This is a genomic window from Pseudanabaena sp. BC1403, assembly GCF_002914585.1.
Taxonomy (GTDB): domain Bacteria; phylum Cyanobacteriota; class Cyanobacteriia; order Pseudanabaenales; family Pseudanabaenaceae; genus Pseudanabaena.
In genome coordinates this window covers 14062-35365 of the sequence record NZ_PDDM01000026.1, presented here as the reverse complement: position 1 = coordinate 35365, position 21304 = coordinate 14062, and the positions used below count along the sequence as shown (strand labels likewise).

The window sequence follows — 21304 nt, the reverse complement described above, 5'->3', positions numbered from 1 at the left end:
ACTCACAAAGTTATGTTAGCCTCCGAACCCTCCTTAAAAATCGACATTTCCGAAGCCCAAATTCAACTACTTCACTTACTCGACTTAGCGATCGCTGGACAGGAAATTGTTATTACTCAAGGCGATCAGCCCGTAGCTCGACTAGTATCCATTACCCCCAAGCGATCGTTATTTGGCAATGACAAAGGTAAAATATTTATGTCAGATGACTTTGAGGCATCCTTACCAGAGTTTGAGGAATATTCGTAATTGATAATTCATAATTGAATATATGAAAACCATACCTGTAGATAGACTCACCACCAACTTTATTAACCTACTAGAAGAAATCGCCACCACAGGCGACCCCATCGAACTTGATTGGCAAGGCAAACGCTTCCAAATACTACCAATACAGAAAAAAAGCAAACTTGACAATCTTGTACCTCACCCAGAAGTATATATTGGCGATCCTGACGATCTTGTAAATATCTCTTGGGAGCATGAAATAAACCTTGATTTACCTTGACACCCATGTTGTAATTTGGCTTTATGGAGATAACGAAAATATCCTACTAAGCAAAGACCACAAAATCCTTGAAAACTACACCCATGCAAGATGGTAGGAACTACGAATTATTCTGCTTTATTTGACTATAAAACATATTTGCGATCGCACTTTGCTTTGTAATCCACCACAGGCGCGATCATGGCAAAATTACTGCGATCGCCTTATCTCGTTTTAACTAATTAATCTCTTGATTAGCTTCTTGAATCGCTAGTTTAGGAAATAGAATCACAAAGAATCCCATCCATGCAGATATGGGAATCGCAACAAGAATAGATAACCAGACTATTTTAAACAATAGCCAACTACCACTAATAATCGAGATTCCAGTCAAGATAATTGACCAAGGTTGACACCACCAAGGCTTATGATTCCAGACGCTATCAGGTTTTTCTAAAGACATTTTTTTGATTCCTATATTTTATAAAAGGTCGTGCTTCGCACGACCTTTTTTTACATCCGTTCTAACACGCGAATACCGAGGAGACTTAAACCAAGCTTGAGAGTTTTGGCGGTGATATCACACAGACTTAGGCGCGATATTCTCTCTGATTCCTCAGCTTGCAATACAGGGCATTGCTCAAAAAATTGATTGAATTTCTGACTGAGTTCAAAGAGATATTGACAAAGACGATTTGGGAATAGTTCTTCAGAAACAGCATCGATCGCTTCGGCAAATTGCAACAAATGCTTGGCTAAGACAATCTCTGGCTCTTGCGTAAGCTTGATCGCATCAGTATTTAAGCTAGCAAAATCAATCTCGCCTTTACGCCCGATTCCCTGCACCCGCACATAGGCGTAGAGCATATAGGGTGCTGTGTTGCCTTGTAGGGCTAGCATCTTATCAAAGCTGAAGATATAGTTGCTGGTGCGATTTTGTGACAGGTCGGCGTACTTTACTGCACCAAGTCCGACGGCTTCGGCGACATCTTGTTTGAATTCATCAGATGCTTCAGGGTTGCGGGTTTCAATATCAGCTCGTGCACGAGTGACCGCTTCTTCCAAGAGACTCTTAAGTGCGATCGTATCACCCGATCGCGTTTTAAATTTCTTACCATCATCACCCATCACCAAGCCAAAGGGAACATGCGTCGTTTGCACGGTTTCTGGAATCCAATTTGCTCGTTGGGCTACTTGGAAGACTTGGGTAAAATGTCCCGACTGACCGATATCAGTTACATAAATAATCCGCGTGGCTTTGTCTTCGCGAATGCGATAGCGAAGGGCAGCGAGGTCAGTGGTGGCGTAGTTATAGCCGCCATCAGTTTTCTGAATGATCAGGGGTAAGGGTTGACCATCTTTGTTACTAAATCCTTCCAGAAAGACACATAAAGCGCCTTGATCTTCTTGGAGTAAGCCAGTTTCGCGGAGGTCGGTAACGACATCTGATAGGAACGAATTATAAAAAGATTCACCACGTTCTTCCAATTGAATATTGAGGGTATCATAGATCTTTTGGAACTCGCGACGTGACTGTTCGCAAAGTAGTTGCCATGCCAGTTTAGCTTCAGCACCTCCAGCTTGTAACTCCACTACCGCAGCACGAGAAATCTCTTTGAATTCCGCATCTTCGTCAAAGCGTTTTTTGGCAGCACGATATAGTTCTACTAAGTCACCGATCGCGATCGCATCAGCTTTAGTCAGAGCATCGGGATAAACTTCGCGTAAATAGGTAATCAACATCCCAAACTGAGTTCCCCAATCGCCAACATGGTTGAGACGCAAGACTTCATGTCCTTGAAATTCCAGAATCCGCGCAATGCTATCACCGATAATCGTCGATCGCAAATGTCCGACATGCATTTCCTTAGCAATATTCGGACTTGAGAAATCAACGATGACGCGATCGGGTTTCTCGACCTTAGAGATCGCGAGGCGATCGCTTTTTTGCATTTTCGCTAATTGAGATTCTAAATAACTAAGTTTGAGCTTTAAGTTAATAAATCCTGCTCCTGCGATCGTGGGAGGCTCAAATATTTCATTTACAGATTCATCGGCTAGTAAATTTTCAATTATTTTCGCTGCCACATCTTGAGGCTTTTGTTTGAGCTTTTTGGTTAAGCCCAAAGCGGCATTGCATTGATAATCGCCAAATTTAGCATCCTTAGAGGGCGCAACGGCGGGATCGTGATTGGCATATTCTTCACCAAAAGCTGATGCGATCGCCTTAGAGAAACGAATTTTTAAATCGGATAAAACGGAGGTGGTCATGGGTTAGTAGCTGAGATCTCAGGCTAATCAATATAGCTTTTTTTATGCTCTACTCAATATTATGGGCGATAAGTAGGATGGGTTAGTGCAACGTAACGCATTAATTAGGCATTCATTAATTATGGGTTACGCGATCGCTAACCCATCCTACCTTTAACCTACACAGTCATGGGAACTAGAAATGTGATATCGGCTTCTGAGTTTTATATAGGCAAAATGCGTAGACTGGTTTACGGTAAAAACAAAAACATGAAAATTTTAAAAATGCAAACTTTCAAGCTCTTTCTAAAGCGACTATCTTTAAGTGTCGGTACTTTGGCGATCGCACAATTATCTTTATTTGCAAATCCCAGTTTTGCAGCGCCAAACAATCTCACGCTTAGTGTTTATCCTGCGGACTCAGGTGCAACTTTCCCGATATGCCCTACGGAGATCACCTTGACCGAAACACCTCGTCCCTATTATGAAGGAGGCTATACAATTGATGGCACGGCAACTTCCCTTGGTTGGTTTGCTAGACCGTTTAAGATTGAGAAAAGCGATAAATTTAGTGTGACTTGGGTTGCAAAACTCCAGATTAAGTATCACAACTGCCAAGCAACTGCCAGAATCACGAAGATTAATGGCGAACCCTTTGAAGGTCATTCCTATTTGCGAATGCAGTTTATCAATGACAGCGCCTATCTAATTTTGGATATGACGGGCATGAATGATGCCAATAGACTAACGCCTGTGATTTTGAAAAAAGATGTTAAAGATGGTAAGCCCGTTTGGACATGGGGAGGCACAGATTAACTTCCATGATGCCAGCGATATATGGAGAGATAACGAATCTGTTTGTTAAGCCTAAACATGGCTTGGCGATGATGGAACGTGATGCGATCGCGATCGCATCTGGCTCTGGGATCGATGGCGATATTAATACCAATCCCATCAGTCCCAGACAAATTTTAGTAGCTAAATATGAGGATTTGCAGTCATTCTCGATTCAGCCATCGGAATTAAGGGAGAATATTGTCGTTAGAGGGATTGATCGCCAACTACTTACTTCGGGTACAGTTTTAAAAACTATGGATGGAGCGGCGATGCGGCTTACTTTCCATTGCGAACCATGTAAGCGAATCGCGCATTTGGTAGATTCGCTCAAGTGCATTGAAGGCAAGCGCGGAATGTTGGCTGTGGCGATCGCAAATGGGGTGTTAAAAGTAGGCGATCGCCTTTATATCGAACCCAATGTTTTTCCGCCGCTGTCAGAAATTCCCTACGAGCGATTTCTAGATTTTGTGGCTAAGATTCCTGCGGGTAAAGTAGTAACTTACAGGCAGATCGTTTCAGGTATTGGCGTTCTGGATGGGCATTTTCGGGCAATTCCCAATTATTTAAAAAAAGCGGCGATCGCAGGTTATCCCGTTCATAGAATTTTGGATTCAGGGTTGTTTGACGGCTCATGTTGAGTCTCAGAGGGAGAAGTTAGAGGCTGAGAATATTTCGATCGTTGACGAATCAGGCGCATCTTTAGAAAACCCAACATCCTCTGTATCGCTAGAAAACTATCTTTGGGAAGAACCCACAATTTATTTGAGATAGTTACAAAAAAAGGGGCTTTAGCCCCTTTTTTTCTATTTTCAAGTGTTTTTTAGAACCAAGTGCGATCGCTAATCGCTGCTTGCATTTTGCTAATCACTTCGTCAATTGCGATCGCGCCAAGCTCGCCATGCTTACGACTGCGAATGCTGAGGGTTCCTGATTCGACTTCCTTCGCACCGATGACTGCCATCACAGGGATTTTGTCCATCTCAGCCTTACGGATTTGCTTAGCCATGCGATCGCCGCTATGGTCTAGCTGCACGCGCAAACCTGCTGCTTTCATCTTGGCAGCAACTTGCTCAGCATATTCCATTTGACTGTCGGAGACTGCAATTAACTTAGCTTGCACAGGAGCTAACCACAGAGGAAAATCACCAGCATAGTTTTCAATCAGTACGCCGATGAAACGCTCGACGGAACCAAACAACGCACGGTGAATCATGATCGGTTGATGGCGCACACCATCCTCACCAACATATTCCATCTTGAAGCGATCGGGCAAATTGAAATCTAGCTGAATGGTAGAACATTGCCAACGACGACCGATCGCATCTTCAATCTTGATATCGATCTTTGGCCCATAGAATGCGCCACCACCTTCATCAACAACATAGTTCCAACCCTTTTGATTGAGGGCTTGCTTAAGAGCTTCCGTAGATTTCTCCCAAATCGCATCGGAACCAACATATTTTTCGGGACGAGTAGAGAGATTGATTTCGTAATTCTCAAAGCCAAAGGTCGAGAGAATCAATTCCGCAAGATTGAGAACGCCGAGGATTTCCTGCTCAATTTGTTCTTCAGTACAGAAGATATGAGCATCATCTTGCGTAAAGCCGCGCACACGCATCAGCCCATGCATGGTTCCAGAGCGCTCGTAACGATACACCGTGCCAAGCTCAGCATAGCGAATTGGGAACTCTTTGTAGGAATGGAGCGTATCTTTGTAAATCAACACATGGAACGGACAGTTCATCGGCTTGAGCTGATAAACCTGATGTTCTACTTCCATCGGCTGAAACATACTTTCGCGATAGAAGTCGTTATGCCCTGAGATTTTCCACAGGTCTAAATTTGCCATATGAGGCGTGGTGACTGACTCGTAACCATTCTGAACGTGAGTTTCTTTCCAGAAGGTTTCGATGGTATTGCGGATAATTGCGCCCTTGGGATGCCAGAATACCAAGCCACCACCAGCATCTTCTTGAATACTGAATAGTTGCAAATCTTTACCAATGGTGCGGTGATCGCGGCGTTTGGCTTCTTCGAGCATTTGGTGATACGCCTGAAGTTGTTCAGGAGTTTCCCAAGCCGTGCCATAAATCCTTTGCAACATGGGATTCTTTTCGTCGCCGCGCCAGTATGCTCCTGCAATGCTCTCTAGGGCAAAGGCATCGGGATTAATATCACCAGTAGCATCTAGGTGGGGGCCAGCGCACAAATCCCACCAAGGTTGTTTTTCAAATTTGGCTGGATCACCAATGAAATAACGGCTAATATTTTGCCCTTCAGGAATGGCAGCTAATAGCTCAATTTTATAAGGCTCGTTAAGTTTCTCGATTTCGGTAAGCATCTCAGGACGAGGCAACTCCTGACGCACAAGGGGTTGATTCCACTTGATGATCCGCTTCATTTCCTTGGCGATCGCCTTTAAATCACTGGGGGTAAAATGCTCTTTGCGATCGAAGTCGTAATAAAAGCCATTCTCAGTTGCAGGGCCGATAGTCACCTTAGCATCGGGATATAACTTTTGAACTGCCATTGCCATCACATGAGAGCAGGTGTGGCGAATCCGCGCTAGTTTTTCGGTATCGGCTTGCCGCAGGATATCACTAGGTTTAATATCGCTGGGCTTTACTGCAACTGCATCCATAACTTGATGTCGTGACCTTAATTTATTACAAGAGTTACAAAAATTTTACTTAGAGTCTACCATCTTAACTTTTTTTGCTGAATATTGCGATCGCTTTATATCTCAGTTTGGGAATTTAGCGATCGCACCCCAATCTAATACTTATTTATTTCTCGCAATTAGGCTACACTCTATGACAGACAACGATTTTCTATATGATACCTTTTGCCCCTGATGAACCTATCCGATATCCTGAAAGACTCTGAGTATAAGCTTTCACAGTTTAAGCCTGATGAGGTGGATTGGCTTGAGCAGTCTATTTTTTTAAAGGCAAGTACTAAGGGAAATGTGCCTTATATTAAGTATTTGGTGCGGGGGAAGGATATCAAGTTAACTCCTGAAATTGCTAAAACTGGAGTAGAAAAGGCGATAGAGCAAAATGAAGAAGTAGCAATTAATTGGATAACCCAGCAACTAAAAAACTTAGAAATTAAAAATTCTCCCCCCTTTTTAAGGGGGGCTGGGGGGGATCAACCATGCTAAATGAAGCAGATTTTCTTCCATCTCTCCTCCACAAAACAACCATATATCAAGAATATAAGCTTGTAGAAATTAATCTGGTAGCTACGTTGCAGGTTATAGATCCCCCCCAGCCCCCCTTAAAAAGGGGGGAGAAGAGTGAAGCCTTAAAAAAAGGGAGAAGAGTTTTAGGGGGAGAAAACGATGCTATATGAAACTGATTTTCATCTTCCCTATAATCCTGCTCTAATTCCTAGAGCCAAAGAACTGCGGAAAAACATGACACCCGCCGAAAGAAAACTTTGGCATCAATATTTAAGAACATTCAAGTTCAAAGTTTATCGCCAAAGACCGATTGATTACTTCATTGCTGATTTCTATTGTCCTAGCCTCAAACTAGTTATTGAAGTCGATGGCGAGAGGCATTATAGCGATGAAGGCAAAGACTATGATCAAGAGAGAACTCAACAATTAGAAGGTTATGGGATCAAGGTAATTCGATTTACTAATCATCAGGTTTTAAATGAATTTGAAAGTGTTTATGCGGAGATAGAGAGGATGATTCCCCCCAGCCCCGCTTAAAAAGGGGGGAGAATTTCTTCTTCTCCTTTTTTAAGGGGGATTGAGGGGGGATCTTTAGTAGATAAGCACTAGCCAATAACTTGTGTGTACACCTTTGCTTAAAAGGCGTGGAGAATTTGGATAAATCAACAATTGAAAAATTTAGGCATAAACTTATGACAGGAGATACAACTATGGAAGCCCAAATGCTTAGAGACATTATCAAGCAAAGTGTTCGCGAAGTCTTGAGAGAAGAACGCTTATCTCTTTTTCTTGCCCTAATCCCCCTTGTCAGCGACAAAGAGATCCACGAAATCGAAGCAAAATTTGCCACCCCATCGCAATATGCTCCCGAAGAATTTATTGACATGACCGACTGGATCAAATCATGAAAGTTAAATTCAGCAAAAATGTAATAAAGTTCTTAAATGCTCTGTCCTCAATAGACCAAGAGCGAATACGGGAAAAGCTGAGAACGCTTGTACTCTCCATTGAAGAAAGTGGTTCAATTCCCTTTCAAGAACTAGACATTAAAAATCTCAAGGGTGAATGGAAAGGCTACCAAAGAATGCGTATAGGTAAGCTGAGAGTTATTTTTTGTGCAAGCGTTGAAGAGTTATTAATTTATGAGATTGACTTTAGAGGAGATATTTACAAGAGAAAATAAAACTTACCTCTAGCTGGCAGTGAAAGCGACAATTTTTGAGAAGCATAGATCTAGCAGAAAATTGATCGCTTAAAAGAATTATTTTGCAAACCTTGAAATCATCGAGCGTAAAATGCCCTTTGCGATCGCATACTGATTTGCAAGAGTTACCAAAAACTTACTTAGGGCTTACTATCCTAACTTTTTTGATGAGTATATGATTAAGGATGTAGCTAGTACTTCTTGCAAGTGCAGCCAATACTAACAAACACTTATCGATCGCCTTATCAATTGCTATGGTTAATTCTGATTCTGAGCAATTACCCGACTACTCCAGTCAAATCATCACAGTACGTCCCGATCGCGAAACCGCCACACTGCAAAAGCTGCCCTACTTTGTGGGGATCTCTGGTGCTACAGCAGGAGCAAAGGGAATCTCGATGAATTTGGTGATCATTCCCGCAGGTGGTGCAGCCGAGCCACATTTTCATCGTGATTATGAGACTGCTATTTATTTGGTCAAGGGTCGCGTAGAAACTCGCTATGGTCAAGGGCTGAGTCAATCAGTAATTAATGAAGCTGGTGATTTTATTTTTATTCCCGCAGGTGTGCCACATCAACCACATAATCTCAGCGATACTGAGGCAGCTCATGCGATCGTTTCACGTAACGATCCCAACGAACAAGAAAATGTAGTTCTTTATAATCCCAATATTGAGTAGTCAAAAAAATGGATATTCATGCCCTAAGAGAAGATTACAAACAAGGAGAGCTTAGACGCAAAGATCTTCATGATGATCCCTTCAAGCAATTTGAGAAATGGTTCCAGCAAGCTTGTAATGCCGAGCTACTAGAACCAAATGCTATGACCTTATCGACAGTTTCCGCACAAGGGCAGCCATTTATGCGCACGGTATTGCTAAAATATTTTGATGCCAATGGATTGGTTTTCTTTACAAATTATGAGAGTCGTAAAGCAACTCAGATGAATGCAAATCCAAAGGTTTCAATTCTGTTTACTTGGTTGCCACTTCAAAGGCAAGTTCACATAACTGGAACTGCTGAGAAAGTAACTACTGCCGAATCATTAGAATATTTCACCTCTCGCCCTAGGGGTAGCCAGTTAGGAGCTTGGACTTCTCAACAAAGTTCAGTAATTTCCTCAAAACAACTTCTGCTAATGCAATTTGAACAGATGAAGAATAAGTTTTTGGATGGAGAGATCCCTCTACCAGATTTTTGGGGTGGCTATCGGGTCGTTCCCGATAGTTTTGAGTTTTGGCAAGGCTGTACTAACCGCTTGCACGATCGCTTTCTGTATACTCAAGAAGACAAATCATGGCAGATTCAAAGGCTAGCTCCTTGATATAAAACCAATAGAGTTGCGGCACTTCGCGCCGCAACTCTATTAGTTGTGATCGCAAAATTCAGGCTTCTGGAGTTTCAGGAGCTGATGCAGATATCTGCGGAACAAGTTGCGATCGCTGAGCTTCAGAAACTAATCCTATCAAGATTTCTTTTACTTCTAGCTGCTTCTTTGCATTAGTGGAGACATAGTTAACTCTAATTACAGAATCGCTAAAAGGTATATCAGCAGAAGATTGAGAATAAACATCAATACGAGGAGTCGGCATATCAGTCTGACTAGACAACAAAGCAGAAGCTCCTACCATATCATCCATATTTAAGAGCCGAATGATTTCATCCCTAGATTCTTCAGTCGCACTGCCAATCAATTTTGTTTCTCCATACCATTCGTTCCCTTCTTCATTGAATGGTTCCTTTGCAGCAGCAAAAGGAATAGAAGCAGCCAAGAAACCAACAATCCCTAACTCTATCAACCAGAGTAAATAAGTAAAAGTATCATTGAGTTTAAGTTTACTACTGCCTCTACTAATGCTTGTCCCTTCTTTTGCAGACAGTTTCAAAAATCCAACAAACCCAGAAGAACCCGTCTCCTGTTGCAAAAATACGTTAATTTGTTCGTTTGCTAGACTCTTATCTTTGACATTATATTCACGCTCCATGATTGTTGCAGTTTCATTCTGAAAATTCATGTACTGCCCATACATCAAAGATCCGTAGGTAACAATACCACCCAAAAGCCCTATTCCTAGAGCAGTGATCGGACTCCGAATTTTCCCTTTTTTAACGGCAAATCCCAATACACTACCTGTGGCAAATCCCATACCCAATGGGAATAGCACAATGAAGTAAATAAATTTACCGATAAATGCAGTTGCCCCACCGATCGCTACACCTGAGACTAAAGAAGAGGCAGCTAATATGGCAACACCCTGTGATGGAGCAATATTGCTAGGTTGGTAATTTCTCATGATTGATTGAAAGCTATAGGTTGTATAGATTTAATCCCGTTATTTTGCCGTAATTTATCAGTTTTGAATAATAAGAAATTTAATGTAAAAACCCAAGATTGTAGCGGTGGACAAAGCCCAACGCTACAATTTTGGGTTTTTACATTTTGTCTTGAGCAATCTCTAAAATCTCCTCAAAACTAGGCGTAACTATTTCTGATGACTGATCACTTAGCCATAGTAAATACTCATGATTACCAGTCCGACCCTGAATGCTCGAAGGTGTTAAACCTTGAAAGTGCCAACCGAGACTTTGAGCAGATTGCAAAACTTGCGCGATCGCATCGGCTCTAATTTTTGGTTCGCGCACAATCCCATTTTTACCAACTAGCCCTTTACCTGCTTCAAACTGCGGCTTGACTAGTAATAATGTCTCCCGTGGCGATCGCAACAAATCCCACAACGCAGGTAAAATCTTCGTCAGCGAAATAAACGACAAATCCAAGACTGCAAAGTCAGGAACAATATCACCATCAGCATATAAATCTTCAGGCTTGAGATGCCTTAAATTAGTACGCTCTCGCAAAACTACCCGCTCATCGCTGCGAATTTTCCAATCCACCTGACCATAACCCACATCAACGCCGTATACCTTCGCCGCGCCCTGTTTGAGCATACAGTCCGTAAAGCCGCCTGTCGAAATCCCCCCGTCAAAACAAACGCGATCGCGAACATTTATACCAAATGTTGCGATCGCTCCAGCCAGTTTTTCACCACCACGGGACACAAAAGGCGATTGTTGCTTTACCAAAATTGCTGCATCGTCTTTGACCTCAGTACCAACCTTGTCAATCACTTGCTGATTAACCTGCACCCAACCAGCGCGAATAAACTTTTGAGCCTGCTCCCGAGAAGGTGCAAGCCCTAAGTCAACCAATAAAACATCTAAACGTTTTTTCAAACTCTCGTAACCAAATAATACTTGTGCAAAACAAACTACCAAAACCCATAGAGTTGTGCCTCTGTGTGGCGCAACTCTATGGGTTTTGCATTAATGAATATTTCCTACAGGCATATATTCTTGGATCAACTTGCGCTGACTGACCCGATCACCTTCTGCTAACAAGCGATCGCCTGCTTCTTTTAGAGTTCTCAAGTCAAAACTTGGTGGACGAAATTCGGGTAAAGCTTCAGTACTATTAACTAAACGCAACGATAAACGATCTAAACCAATTTCATAAACAAACTTACGAACTTGCTCATCATACAAGCTCGATCGCAGTGAGCCAAAGAAATCAATCGAGCGATCGGGATACATATCTACAAGGCGCTCAATTTCCCATTGAGTCATATTATCGGGTGCAAAAATACCACTGACAATGCCAATGCGATCGCTGCGATCGGGCATCCAGAAAAACTTATCCATGCGACCATCTCGCACCAACGGCGCATACAAAGTCGAGAAATCATTCCCCGTCACAATAATCGGTACGCGCCGAATCGGATTGCTATCATAGCTCCCTGGCAACTGCACATTAGTTGGGTTGTCAGCAATATTCATCAAAGTCGCATTCACCAACTGCGTATTGACTGTATATTGGGTCGTGCTATCAACCCGTCCCGCCCCCGCATCAAGATCGTTAATCAATAAAGCGCACATCTTGCCCCGCACCTTGACCAACTCAGCCGCTTCGCGATAACGCATTCTAATCAACCTTGCAGGATCCCCAGCATCAGGGCTTTCCAACTCACCACCCGACATTCTAATTGGTTCAATGCCAAGCCTTTCAAAAGCCAACTCACATTGAAATGATTTCCCCTCGCCTTTGCCACCATGAATACCTAAAATCAGCGGTACATTTACATTCGGCAGCTTCATGAAGTTCTTAGCAAGATGGACAGCTAATTTATCCAAAAAGCGCGGTGAAATGTAATAAGACATACAGATTAATTTTGACGACTAATAGCAATTTACACTACAAGGCTTTGCAAACCCAAAAATAAGAAGAGGTAACTCATGAATTACCTCTTCTTATTTTTGGGTTTGCAAATAAAAAAGCCCGCCTAGGCGGGCTTTTTTATTTACTTCTTATCCTTAGAGTTAGAGATAACCTTAGGAGGTTCGCGGAAGAAGATTGCAAAGAAAAACAAACCAATCAAACAAGCGAAAATCAAAGTGTAAGTGAGAGCTTCCATGGAATTTTATGCCTCAACAGCGCGAGTAGATTTATCACCAACTTTTTGGAATGCGCCCCATTCAACTTGCTCTTCGCTCATTTCTGGGTCAACCCCAGCAAACACATCGCGGAACAAGGTACGAGCGCCATGCCAAATGTGACCGAAGAAGAAGAATAGAGCAAATACTGCATGTCCGAAGGTAAACCAACCACGAGGGCTAGTACGGAATACACCATCAGAATTGTTCTTTTCTTGATCGAATTCAAAGATTTCGCCTAGCTGAGCTTGACGAGCATACTTCTTAACCGATGGAGCATCAGTAAAGGTTTTGCCATTTAATGCGCCGCCAACAAAGGCTACATTCACACCAGTTTGCTCAACACTATACTTAGACTCAGCACGACGGAAAGGAATGTCAGCTCTGACAACTCCATCTTGGTCTTGGAGAACTACAGGGAAAGTTTCAAAGAAGTTAGGCAGACGACGAACGCTAAGTTCACGGCCTTCACCATCTTTGAAAATTGGATGCCCTTGCCAACCTTGAGCAACACCATCACCATTATTCATAGGACCAACGCGGAACAAACCACCTTTCGCAGGGCTGTTACCAACATAGTCATAGAAAGCAAGTTTGTCAGGAATTTTCGACCAAGCTTCTTCAGCACTCAAACCAGCATTTAGCCCAGTTTGCACACGGCGAGAAATTTCTTGTTGGAAAGAGTTGCTATCCCACTGATAGCGGGTAGGGCCAAACAATTCGATTGGTGTTGCTGCCGAGCCGTACCACATGGTTCCAGCGACAACGAAAGCCGCAAAGAATACAGCAGCAATACTGCTTGATAGAACAGTTTCGATGTTCCCCATGCGTAGGGCCTTATACAAACGCTCTGGTGGACGCACGGTGAGGTGGAATAGACCAGCCACAATACCAACGATACCAGCAGCAATGTGGTGAGCCACAATACCACCAGCATTGAAGGGGTTAAACCCATTAGGTCCCCATTCAGGAGCAACTGGAGCAACGTGACCAGTTAAGCCATAGGCATCAGAAACCCACATGCCAGGTCCAAATAAACCTGTTTGGTGGAATGCACCGAAGCCAAAGCAGAGTAAACCAGATAAAAATAGGTGAATGCCGAACATCTTAGGCAAATCTAGAGCAGGCTCGCCTGTACGAGGATCTCTAAATAGTTCTAGATCCCAGTTAACCCAATGCCAAATCGCAGCAAGGAAAAGTAAACCAGAAAGTACGATGTGTGCGAGTGCAACACCTTCAAAAGACCAAAAACCGGGGTCGGCAACTTGTTCGCCAGTGATTGTCCAGCCGCTCCAAGAATTGGTAATGCCAAGACGAGTCATAAAAGGCATTACGAACATGCCTTGCCGCCACATGGGGTTGAGGACGGGGTCACTGGGGTCAAAAATTGCTAGCTCATAAAGTGCCATCGAGCCTGCCCACCCTGCTACGAGAGCAGTGTGCATCAGGTGCGTGGCAATCAGTCTACCTGGATCGTTCAGGAGAACTGTATGCACTCGATACCAGGGTAATCCCATTGCAAATGTTCCTTAATCTATTTAGTGAGTAAGATCTTAACGATTCTTAATTTTAATTTATGATAATTGATCCTGACTTAAGGTATTCGCTCAAATACTTAAAGTAATATGAGCAAATTTTATTGTCAGAATCGTTAAATCAATCGAGTTATTTTATTTGTAACATCATAATAAACTATTCCTTCCGATTGATTGCGATAAAACGGAAAAACTAAGGGCAGCACTTGTCACTCCCACTAGTTTTTGGGGTTAAATACTTTTCGGACATCAATTTTTGTTGGCAAGTGCGATCGCGATATTTCGACAACCAAATCTGCGGGAGCGTCACCGTTGGCGAGATTAATCATGCTGGGTATAAATAATTCAGGGTGCAACGCTCTCCAAAAATATTCAACAAATTGGGTGATTTCTTGATCGTTCATGCCTGATTTGCCCGCCGCAATGAGTTTATGTTCAGCTTCGATCCTCCAATCCAGACTGTAAGTGTAATCTTCAGGTACAAGCAAAATTAGGCGATCTAAGTATTCCCAGAGTGGCAGGTAGTTGTGGAGATTGGCGTTACATTCGAGGGCAAAGTCGCGATCGCGTTCTGACAAAATTGGCGGCACAAAATTACTAAATGCAGAAGTCGGCAGAGGGCGCATCCCCACAAACCAGCCCTCAAACAAGACAATATCGGCATCATAGGAAATTTCGGGATCGGTGCGATCACCTGCGCCGTTATGCAGAGATTTATCAAAACGAGGAATCTCGATTGGGTGTGAGCTATCTAAAGGGCGATCGCGCAGTTGCTGCAAAACCTGAATGCCAAGCTCCACATCGTGGGTACTAGGTGGTCCTCGCCAAATAAGATCAGGACAACGATTTTGCAATTTTTGGCGATCGGCATAGGTTTTATATAGATCATCAAGGGAAATACTTAGAAAAGTTTTGCCAAGATGTCGCAGCAAAACATTGAGCACAATTCCTAATGTAGTTTTGCCAGTGCCTTGCCCACCTAACAAGCCTTGGATAAACGTTCGTCCAATTTTTTCTTGCTGGCTAGCTAGGCTTTGAGCAAGGGGCAACCAATAATGCCACAGCATCGGCAATATTGCCGATGGGGGATTAATTTGGATATTGTGGGTGGCTAAAACCTGAGAAATTTTGGGGTAAATCGATCTAAGAACTTGCGATCGCTGATCAACTATTTCGTTAAATATGTTTATGTCTGAAGCATCCATGTCTAACGCCCATCGACAATCATTATTATCCCTTGATTTATTTATTAAAAATTCGTAATCTGAGCTAGTTAAGCGATCGCCTTGAATTATTAGTTCAAAAATTCTTATAGGTATACTTTTAATCATTTCCTTACATGACGAGGCTTGTGCATGATTTAGCCCATAAGTCAGCTATACAGATTACAAATTTACAAAAATTAAGCTCGCAATTAACAATTATTTAACCTAGAATAAATTCGTGAGTAATTATACGCAGGCTCCTCCACAAAAAAACTACATATAGTTACTTGCATTCAAATCACTTAGATCCCTTACTAATACAGAAAATAATTACAATTATGAACTTGAAAGCTCTCTTAATCGTTGCCAGTCTTGGTTTGTCTGCTGGACTAGTTTCTTGCGCTACCGAAACCCCAGCTCCTAAAGCTACTCCAGCCGCTACATCAGCTCCAGCTGCTACTCCTGCTAAAGACAAGGCTGATGCGCCTAAGACCGACTCAATGGCTAAGCCTGATGCTGCTAAAGATGCTAAGCCTGGCGATGCAATGAAGTCTGATAAGCCTGATGCTACTAAAGATGCTAAGCCTGCTGATGCTAAAGACAAGGCTGCTACCGATGCAAAGCCTGGCGATGCAATGGCTAAGCCTGATGCTGCTAAAGATGCTAAGCCCGCTGATGCAAGCAAGCCTGCTGATACAACAGCAACTCCTGCTGCAACTCCTGCTGATGCAACCAAAAAGCCCCAGTAGTATTTTGAATTAGTCAAACAAAAAAGAGGTGATGCAAAGCATCACCTCTTTTTTGTTTGATGCGGAGATCGATTCGGCTAGAATCGAGGCAAACATTGACAGTACTGTAGATATAGCTATGCGATCGCCCACTCAAACTTTAGCCGCTAAAACTTTTCATTGGGTAAGCTTGGTTAGTCTATTCTTGATGATTACCAGTGGTTTACAGATTTATAATGCCAATCCTGTCTTTGGAGGACGAGGGGGTATTCATATACCGCCAATTTTAGGGCTAGGGGGATGGCTCGCGGGGGGCAGACATTGGCACTTTGCCTCAATGTGGATTTTTACGCTGAATTTAGCTTGGTATGGTGTTTATATATTGCTAACGCAAAGGTGGCGACATCGGTTTGTCAGTGGAAAAGATATGAAGGCCTTGGTGGTTAGCCAAAATGAGAAGCGCAAAAACTATGCTTGGCATCGGTTGGTTTACACCTTGCTGATTCCGATTTTGTTGTTATCAATTTTTTCGGGGTTGGGAATGTACAAGCCTGCTCAGTTTTATTGGATTGTTGATAGCTTTGGTGGCTGGGAGCCTCTGCGAATAACGCACTTTATGGCTGTGCCAATTACGCTGATTTTAGGTGGCATTCATTCCCAGTTAGGTCGAAAAGTGGGGGGCGATCGCTTACTTGATTCAATGTTTTGGGAGTAAGTAGCTTGGCTATTTGAGTTTTAATAGCAAAGGCAGCGCTTCGCGCTGCCTTTGCTATATTTAAGTTATGTCACAAGAACCTGAACAAAAACAACCAAACTCAGAGATTGAGTTTGATGATACTGATTTAGTCCCACGCCGCCGCTTTTTAACTCTAGCGGGTGCAGGTTTACTGACGATTGGCTTTGGTAGCCTTGCAGAAGGTCTGGTGGGAGGTTTGTCGGAGCCATTAAACCAGCAGGTTGAGTCATTAATTTTTAAGCCGCAGCAGTCAGTACCAGAATTTCCAATTAGTGCGATCGAACCCGAGAAATTAATTATTAATAGTTTCCGTGGTACGCCAGCGATTAACCCTCTCGCTTATCGCCTCACTATTGATGGTGAAGTAAATAATCCCTTGAGTCTGAGTATGGGAGATCTGCAAAAAGCTTCATTTACGAGCATGATTATCCGTCATGTATGCGTTGAGGGCTGGGCAGCGATCGTGCAATGGGGAGGTGTGAGACTGCGAGATTTAATTGCGATCGCGCAGCCATCTGATCAAGTTAAGTATGTATATTTCTATTCGGCGGATGGCTATTACGAAAGCTGGGATATTGACTCGGTGATGCATCCTCAAACCTTGATGGCATATCAAAAGAATGGGCAACCTCTCACACCAGAATATGGTGCACCTTTGCGTCTAGCCTCACCTGTCAAGCTTGGCTATAAGCTCAGTAAATGGGTAACCAGAATTCAGCTTACGAGTGTGCTTGGCAAAAAACGCGGCTATTGGGAAGATCTCGGTTACGAATGGTATGCAGGGCTATAGCCCTACATAATTTATTTGATTAATTTTTGTTACAATTCTTGTGTTATGTTCAAAATAGCGGATGTGTAAACGTAGCGATTTTCATCCTAATTTTAAAATTCAGGTTAGGTAAAATCTATGCATTTAATATTCAGATCTAGTTTTAATCGGTTTCAAACGATTAATGCCACCCAAGCGTGGTCATTATTTCTCACAGTTTGCAAAAAAGATGATGCACTTGGCAAAAATCCGATGATTGGAAGATATTTAACAGTCGCCATTTTAGGCGCAATCATCGCCCAAATATTAGAAGCAATTTTGATCCCAAGCTAAAAAACATTAAAAGAGTCGCCACTTTGTGACGACTCTTTTAATAGGGCTCATGGTGTTGAGAAAACTTAGACAGCTTCTAAATCTTTTTCACCAGTACGGATACGGATAATTCGCTCTACAGGAGATACGAAAATCTTACCATCGCCAATTTCACCAGTACGTGCGGCAGTAATAACTTTATCTACCACCATATCAACTTGATCATCTTCGATGACAATCTCGATCTTGAGCTTTTGTAAAAACTCAACTGTGTACTCAGAGCCACGGTAGCGCTCTGTTTGTCCTTTTTGACGGCCAAAACCACGTACTTCTGATACCGTCATACCGACTACGCCAGCATTTACCAGAGCAATTTTGACTTCGTCAAGCTTAAATGGACGAATGATTGCTTCAACCTTTTTCAAATTAACTCCTCCACTGATTCTTGAACTTTAATACACTTGAATCGCTACCCAAATTTGTAGCCTAGCATACTTTTTAGAATTGTGATTCAGATTGGCGTTAGGATTGACGTTGCCACAACCACCAACGAATTAGCAATTTCTCTAATTCTATCCAAACAAACATCAAGGCGCTAAAACCAAAGCAAACTGCTAGTTCTTCTGGTCTGAGTAAATGTGTCCCAAAAAAGCGACGGAATGGCTCTACGTAGATCAGCACTAGTTGTAAAACCGTAGTCATAATAACTGATCCCCAGACATAAAGATTAGTTCGCGGATCGAGTTCGATCGTCAGTTGAGTGTTAGAACGAATGGCGATCGCATGACCCATTTGCGCTAAACAGAGGGTAGTAAATACCATCGTTGCCCAACGTTCTTTGTGATAGATATCATCAAAGTTTAAGTTGGTGTAGCCATGAGCCCAAGCCATAAGAGCGATCGTGATAATTGCTAAGACAATCCCAATTCTGACCATGTAGGCTCCCATTCCTCTGGCAAAAATATTTTCACGAGGATCAACAGGGGGTCTTTGCATAACATTGGGTTCAGCAGGCTCTACGGCAAGTGCAAGAGCTGGCAAGCCATCGGTGACAAGATTCATCCATAAAATTTGTAGAGGAATCAAAGGCACAGTTAAGCCCAGCATCGGAGCCGCCGCAATCGTGATGACTTCACCAATGTTGCTACCAAGAATGTATTTGATAAAGCGGCGAATATTGGTATAAACTACGCGACCTTCTTCAGTAGCAGCGACAATCGTGGCGAAGTTATCATCCAGCAAGATCATGTCGCTAGCTTCTTTGGATACATCAGTACCAGTGATCCCCATAGCGATCCCAATATCGGCTTGCTTGAGTGCGGGGGCATCATTCACACCATCACCAGTCATGGCTACAAATTGATGCTGTCTTTGTAAAGCTTGAACGATTCGCAATTTGTGTTCGGGGGAGACGCGCGCATAAACACTAACCTGACTTACTTCTTGATCTAGAGCTTCAGGACTCATGAGTTCTAGCTCTTTGCCTGTGAGCACCCGATCGCCTGATTCAGCAATTCCTAAGTCTTCTGCGATCGCCTTGGCTGTGAGTTGATGATCACCAGTAATCATTACGGGACGGATACCTGCTTCACGACAGCGCTTCACCGCTTCGCGGACTTCAGGGCGAGGTGCATCAAGCATTCCCACTAAGCCAACCCAAATTAGATTGCTCTCATCTTTTGCAGTAATACCATCTTCGGGTAAATACGAAAATGTGCGATAGGCAAAACCTAATACGCGCAACCCACGACTGGCGAGTTCGTTGTTTTGCGCAAGAACATGTTGACGTTGGAAATCAGCTATCTCATGGATCTGATCGCCAATTTGAATATGAGTACAGCATTCTAAAGTTAGCTCAGGTGAACCTTTGCAAAAAAGTACATTACCACCATATTCGCCTTGCACCATTACGCTCATGCGTTTGCGTTCAGACGAGAAAGGAACCTCAGATACACGCGGCATCCGATGTTGCCATTCCGCCGCATCACAGCCACCTTTGCTTGCCAGAACTAACAAAGCGCCTTCAGTGGGGTCGCCGATGATGATCCATTCACCATTTTTTTGCTGCAAAATCGCATCGTTGCAAAATACACAAGCCATCAGCAATTGCTGAACTTCAGGGATGTTGTTCACCGCAAAATTAGAATCTTCAGGTGAATTTCCTAATATATTAAATTCACCAAACGGTGCATAACCATCGCCTGTGACTTGCAAAGAATGTAGTCCTGTGCGAATCCCCTGCACCACCATTTTGTTCTGAGTGAGCGTACCTGTTTTGTCAGAGCAAATCGTAGTGACAGAACCAAGTGTCTCAACAGCGGGCAGCCGACGAATTAGGGCATTTCTTCTGACCATGCGTTGAGTTCCCAACGCGAGAGTAACTGTAACTACCGCAGGAAGTCCTTCAGGCACAACAGCAACCGCCATACTGAGGGAAGTCTTGAGAAGTTCACCAAAGTTACCTTTATTGAGCATTCCCACTAGTACAACTAAGCCCACTAATGCTAGGGAACCACTTACCAGCACATTACCTAGCTGCGTCATCCGTTGTTGTAGAGGGGTATCTTCAGTCTCCACATCTTGAATTAGGGCAGCGATTTTTCCTAACTCAGTCTGCATCCCCGTCTTAGTAACGAGTACCTTGGCGCGTCCCTGCACGACCTCAGTACCTTGATAAACACAATTTAAGCGATCGCCTAAACTCGCATCTTCTTCAAGAATTAATTTCGCTTCTTTGTTTACAGCTTCGGCTTCGCCTGTCAGAGCCGATTCTCGCACTTGTAAATTTTGTTCATCAAGTAATCTGCCGTCAGCAGCGATTTGTACCCCTGCTTCTAAGAGCATGATGTCGCCAGGCACAAGTTCTTTGCCACTGATCTCGATTACTTCACCATTGCGTATTACCCGCACTTTTGGGGAAGACATCCGCTTGAGTGCCGCGAGAGCCTTTTCGGCATTGGTCTCTTGCATGTAGCCAAGGATGCCATTAAGCAAAACAATTGAGCTAATGGCGATCGCATCTTTCGGAAATTCGTTATCCCTAATATCGAGGACAGCCGAGACGACAGCAACTGCCATCAGCATGATCAGCATGATATTTGTGAACTGATCAATAAAGATTTGCAGCGACGATCGCCCAGCTTTTTCAATTAATTCATTAGTTCCATAGCGCTCCAATCTAGATGCAACTTCTTGGCTAGTGATACCTTGATGAGGATCGCTTTTAAGTAATTCTAGAGATTCATCAGCACTGAAGGTATGCCAGCGAGGAATGGGAGGGGCAGGAGTAAGATCTTTTGTCTCAAGTGCCATCGATATTTTTAGGTAAACGGTTATGACTATGGTACTAAAAAATAGTAATTGCTGCCTTAAAGAATCTTGAAGCCAGCAAGCCCAATTATGTGGTTTGAATCACTGTCGGCAATGTAAACCACATAATTAATACCAATTCTCAAAATGGCGGTGCTATTTTGAGAATTCAAAACCTTGTCTGGGTTGGGGTTTTAATCCCAAAGAATGTAGTCACACTTTCAGGGATTGGGACAAGTCATATCGAGAGAATTGTAGTG

25 protein-coding genes and 1 pseudogene are annotated in these 21304 nt (G+C 43.1%); 15 read left to right on the top strand and 11 right to left on the bottom strand.

Annotated elements, in window-relative coordinates; all coding sequences use genetic code 11:
- The first annotated feature begins 12 nt into the window (after positions 1-12).
- Together CQ839_RS19705 and CQ839_RS19700 are read left to right on the top strand one after the other, a co-directional pair.
- Positions 13-249, top strand: a complete 237-nt coding sequence (locus CQ839_RS19705; protein WP_103670002.1) for a type II toxin-antitoxin system Phd/YefM family antitoxin — start codon at positions 13-15, stop codon at positions 247-249.
- A gap of 22 nt (positions 250-271) precedes the next feature.
- A complete protein-coding gene (locus tag CQ839_RS19700) occupies positions 272-508 on the top strand; it encodes a type II toxin-antitoxin system prevent-host-death family antitoxin (protein ID WP_103670001.1) in 237 nt (78 codons plus the stop codon).
- Positions 509-725: 217 nt separating this feature from the next.
- Here CQ839_RS19700 and CQ839_RS19695 read toward each other — a convergent pair whose 3' ends face one another.
- Positions 726-950, bottom strand: a complete 225-nt coding sequence (locus CQ839_RS19695; RefSeq protein WP_103670000.1) for a DUF6737 family protein — start codon at positions 948-950, stop codon at positions 726-728.
- Positions 951-1000: 50 nt separating this feature from the next.
- The gene (gene argS / locus CQ839_RS19690) at positions 1001-2758 is read right to left on the bottom strand and encodes an arginine--tRNA ligase (RefSeq protein ID WP_103669999.1); all 1758 of its coding nucleotides are present in this window, start codon (positions 2756-2758) and stop codon (positions 1001-1003) included.
- A gap of 249 nt (positions 2759-3007) precedes the next feature.
- Here argS and CQ839_RS19685 point away from each other — a divergent pair, with 249 nt between their 5' ends.
- The 3 genes from CQ839_RS19685 to CQ839_RS25245 are packed head-to-tail and all read left to right on the top strand — an operon-like array spanning position 3008 to position 4345.
- Entirely contained in the window at positions 3008-3553 is a 546-nt protein-coding gene (locus tag CQ839_RS19685) for a hypothetical protein (RefSeq protein WP_103670042.1), read from the top strand.
- A gap of 5 nt (positions 3554-3558) precedes the next feature.
- The gene (locus CQ839_RS19680; protein WP_181016264.1) at positions 3559-4212 is read left to right on the top strand and encodes an MOSC domain-containing protein; all 654 of its coding nucleotides are present in this window, start codon (positions 3559-3561) and stop codon (positions 4210-4212) included.
- Positions 4196-4345: a hypothetical protein gene (locus tag CQ839_RS25245; protein WP_181016263.1), complete on the top strand. Its 150-nt coding sequence runs from the start codon at positions 4196-4198 to the stop codon at positions 4343-4345. Before CQ839_RS19680 ends, CQ839_RS25245 begins: the two co-directional genes overlap by 17 nt.
- 49 nt (positions 4346-4394) lie before the next feature.
- On the opposite strand, the gene thrS is transcribed toward CQ839_RS25245, so the two are convergent.
- Positions 4395-6215, bottom strand: coding sequence for a threonine--tRNA ligase (gene thrS, locus CQ839_RS19675; protein ID WP_103669997.1), 1821 nt, complete (start codon positions 6213-6215; stop codon positions 4395-4397).
- Between the two features lie 276 nt (positions 6216-6491).
- Between thrS and CQ839_RS25530 the strand changes: the two genes are divergently transcribed.
- From CQ839_RS25530 to pdxH, 6 genes are all read left to right on the top strand, one after another.
- Positions 6492-6737 (top strand): hypothetical protein, encoded by a 246-nt coding sequence (locus CQ839_RS25530; protein ID WP_219817822.1) that lies wholly within the window; start codon positions 6492-6494, stop codon positions 6735-6737.
- A gap of 180 nt (positions 6738-6917) precedes the next feature.
- Complete coding sequence (locus tag CQ839_RS19660) at positions 6918-7295, top strand: endonuclease domain-containing protein (RefSeq protein ID WP_103669995.1); 378 nt, start codon at positions 6918-6920, stop codon at positions 7293-7295.
- Positions 7296-7450: 155 nt separating this feature from the next.
- Positions 7451-7666 carry a hypothetical protein gene (locus CQ839_RS19655; RefSeq protein ID WP_258040800.1) on the top strand — a complete coding sequence of 72 codons (216 nt, stop codon included), beginning with the start codon at positions 7451-7453 and terminating at the stop codon, positions 7664-7666.
- Positions 7663-7941 carry a type II toxin-antitoxin system RelE/ParE family toxin gene (locus CQ839_RS19650; protein WP_103669994.1) on the top strand — a complete coding sequence of 93 codons (279 nt, stop codon included), beginning with the start codon at positions 7663-7665 and terminating at the stop codon, positions 7939-7941. The genes CQ839_RS19655 and CQ839_RS19650 overlap by 4 nt, the downstream gene beginning before the upstream one ends.
- 275 nt (positions 7942-8216) lie before the next feature.
- Positions 8217-8642 (top strand): cupin domain-containing protein, encoded by a 426-nt coding sequence (locus tag CQ839_RS19645; protein WP_103669993.1) that lies wholly within the window; start codon positions 8217-8219, stop codon positions 8640-8642.
- 8 nt (positions 8643-8650) lie between these two features.
- Complete coding sequence (gene pdxH, locus CQ839_RS19640) at positions 8651-9286, top strand: pyridoxamine 5'-phosphate oxidase (RefSeq protein WP_103669992.1); 636 nt, start codon at positions 8651-8653, stop codon at positions 9284-9286.
- A 61-nt stretch (positions 9287-9347) separates the two neighbouring features.
- On the opposite strand, the gene CQ839_RS19635 is transcribed toward pdxH, so the two are convergent.
- From CQ839_RS19635 to CQ839_RS19610, 6 genes and pseudogenes are all read right to left on the bottom strand, one after another.
- A complete protein-coding gene (locus tag CQ839_RS19635) occupies positions 9348-10256 on the bottom strand; it encodes a hypothetical protein (RefSeq protein WP_103669991.1) in 909 nt (302 codons plus the stop codon).
- 139 nt (positions 10257-10395) lie between these two features.
- The gene (locus CQ839_RS19630; RefSeq protein WP_103670041.1) at positions 10396-11196 is read right to left on the bottom strand and encodes a TlyA family RNA methyltransferase; all 801 of its coding nucleotides are present in this window, start codon (positions 11194-11196) and stop codon (positions 10396-10398) included.
- 114 nt (positions 11197-11310) lie between these two features.
- Positions 11311-12177: pseudogene (locus CQ839_RS19625) on the bottom strand (AAA family ATPase); the annotation flags it as partial.
- 140 nt (positions 12178-12317) lie between these two features.
- Positions 12318-12431: a photosystem II reaction center protein T gene (locus CQ839_RS19620; RefSeq protein WP_103669989.1), complete on the bottom strand. Its 114-nt coding sequence runs from the start codon at positions 12429-12431 to the stop codon at positions 12318-12320.
- A 6-nt stretch (positions 12432-12437) separates the two neighbouring features.
- On the bottom strand, positions 12438-13967 hold the full coding sequence (gene psbB, locus CQ839_RS19615) for a photosystem II chlorophyll-binding protein CP47 (protein WP_103669988.1): 1530 nt from the start codon (positions 13965-13967) through the stop codon (positions 12438-12440).
- A 236-nt stretch (positions 13968-14203) separates the two neighbouring features.
- Complete coding sequence (locus CQ839_RS19610) at positions 14204-15316, bottom strand: glycerate kinase (protein WP_103669987.1); 1113 nt, start codon at positions 15314-15316, stop codon at positions 14204-14206.
- 212 nt (positions 15317-15528) lie between these two features.
- Here CQ839_RS19610 and CQ839_RS19605 point away from each other — a divergent pair, with 212 nt between their 5' ends.
- The 4 genes from CQ839_RS19605 (at position 15529) to CQ839_RS19590 (ending at position 17756) form a co-directional block, all read left to right on the top strand.
- Entirely contained in the window at positions 15529-15939 is a 411-nt protein-coding gene (locus tag CQ839_RS19605) for a hypothetical protein (protein ID WP_181016262.1), read from the top strand.
- A 118-nt stretch (positions 15940-16057) separates the two neighbouring features.
- Positions 16058-16633, top strand: coding sequence for a cytochrome b/b6 domain-containing protein (locus CQ839_RS19600; RefSeq protein ID WP_103670040.1), 576 nt, complete (start codon positions 16058-16060; stop codon positions 16631-16633).
- Between the two features lie 67 nt (positions 16634-16700).
- Positions 16701-17444 carry a molybdopterin-dependent oxidoreductase gene (locus CQ839_RS19595; RefSeq protein ID WP_103669986.1) on the top strand — a complete coding sequence of 248 codons (744 nt, stop codon included), beginning with the start codon at positions 16701-16703 and terminating at the stop codon, positions 17442-17444.
- 117 nt (positions 17445-17561) lie between these two features.
- Positions 17562-17756, top strand: a complete 195-nt coding sequence (locus CQ839_RS19590; protein ID WP_103669985.1) for a hypothetical protein — start codon at positions 17562-17564, stop codon at positions 17754-17756.
- 65 nt (positions 17757-17821) lie between these two features.
- Here the strand turns inward: CQ839_RS19590 and CQ839_RS19585 are convergent, their stop codons facing one another.
- Complete coding sequence (locus CQ839_RS19585) at positions 17822-18160, bottom strand: P-II family nitrogen regulator (protein ID WP_094531885.1); 339 nt, start codon at positions 18158-18160, stop codon at positions 17822-17824.
- 97 nt (positions 18161-18257) lie between these two features.
- Positions 18258-21047, bottom strand: a complete 2790-nt coding sequence (locus CQ839_RS19580) for a cation-translocating P-type ATPase (RefSeq protein ID WP_103669984.1) — start codon at positions 21045-21047, stop codon at positions 18258-18260.
- Positions 21048-21304: the final 257 nt, after the last annotated feature.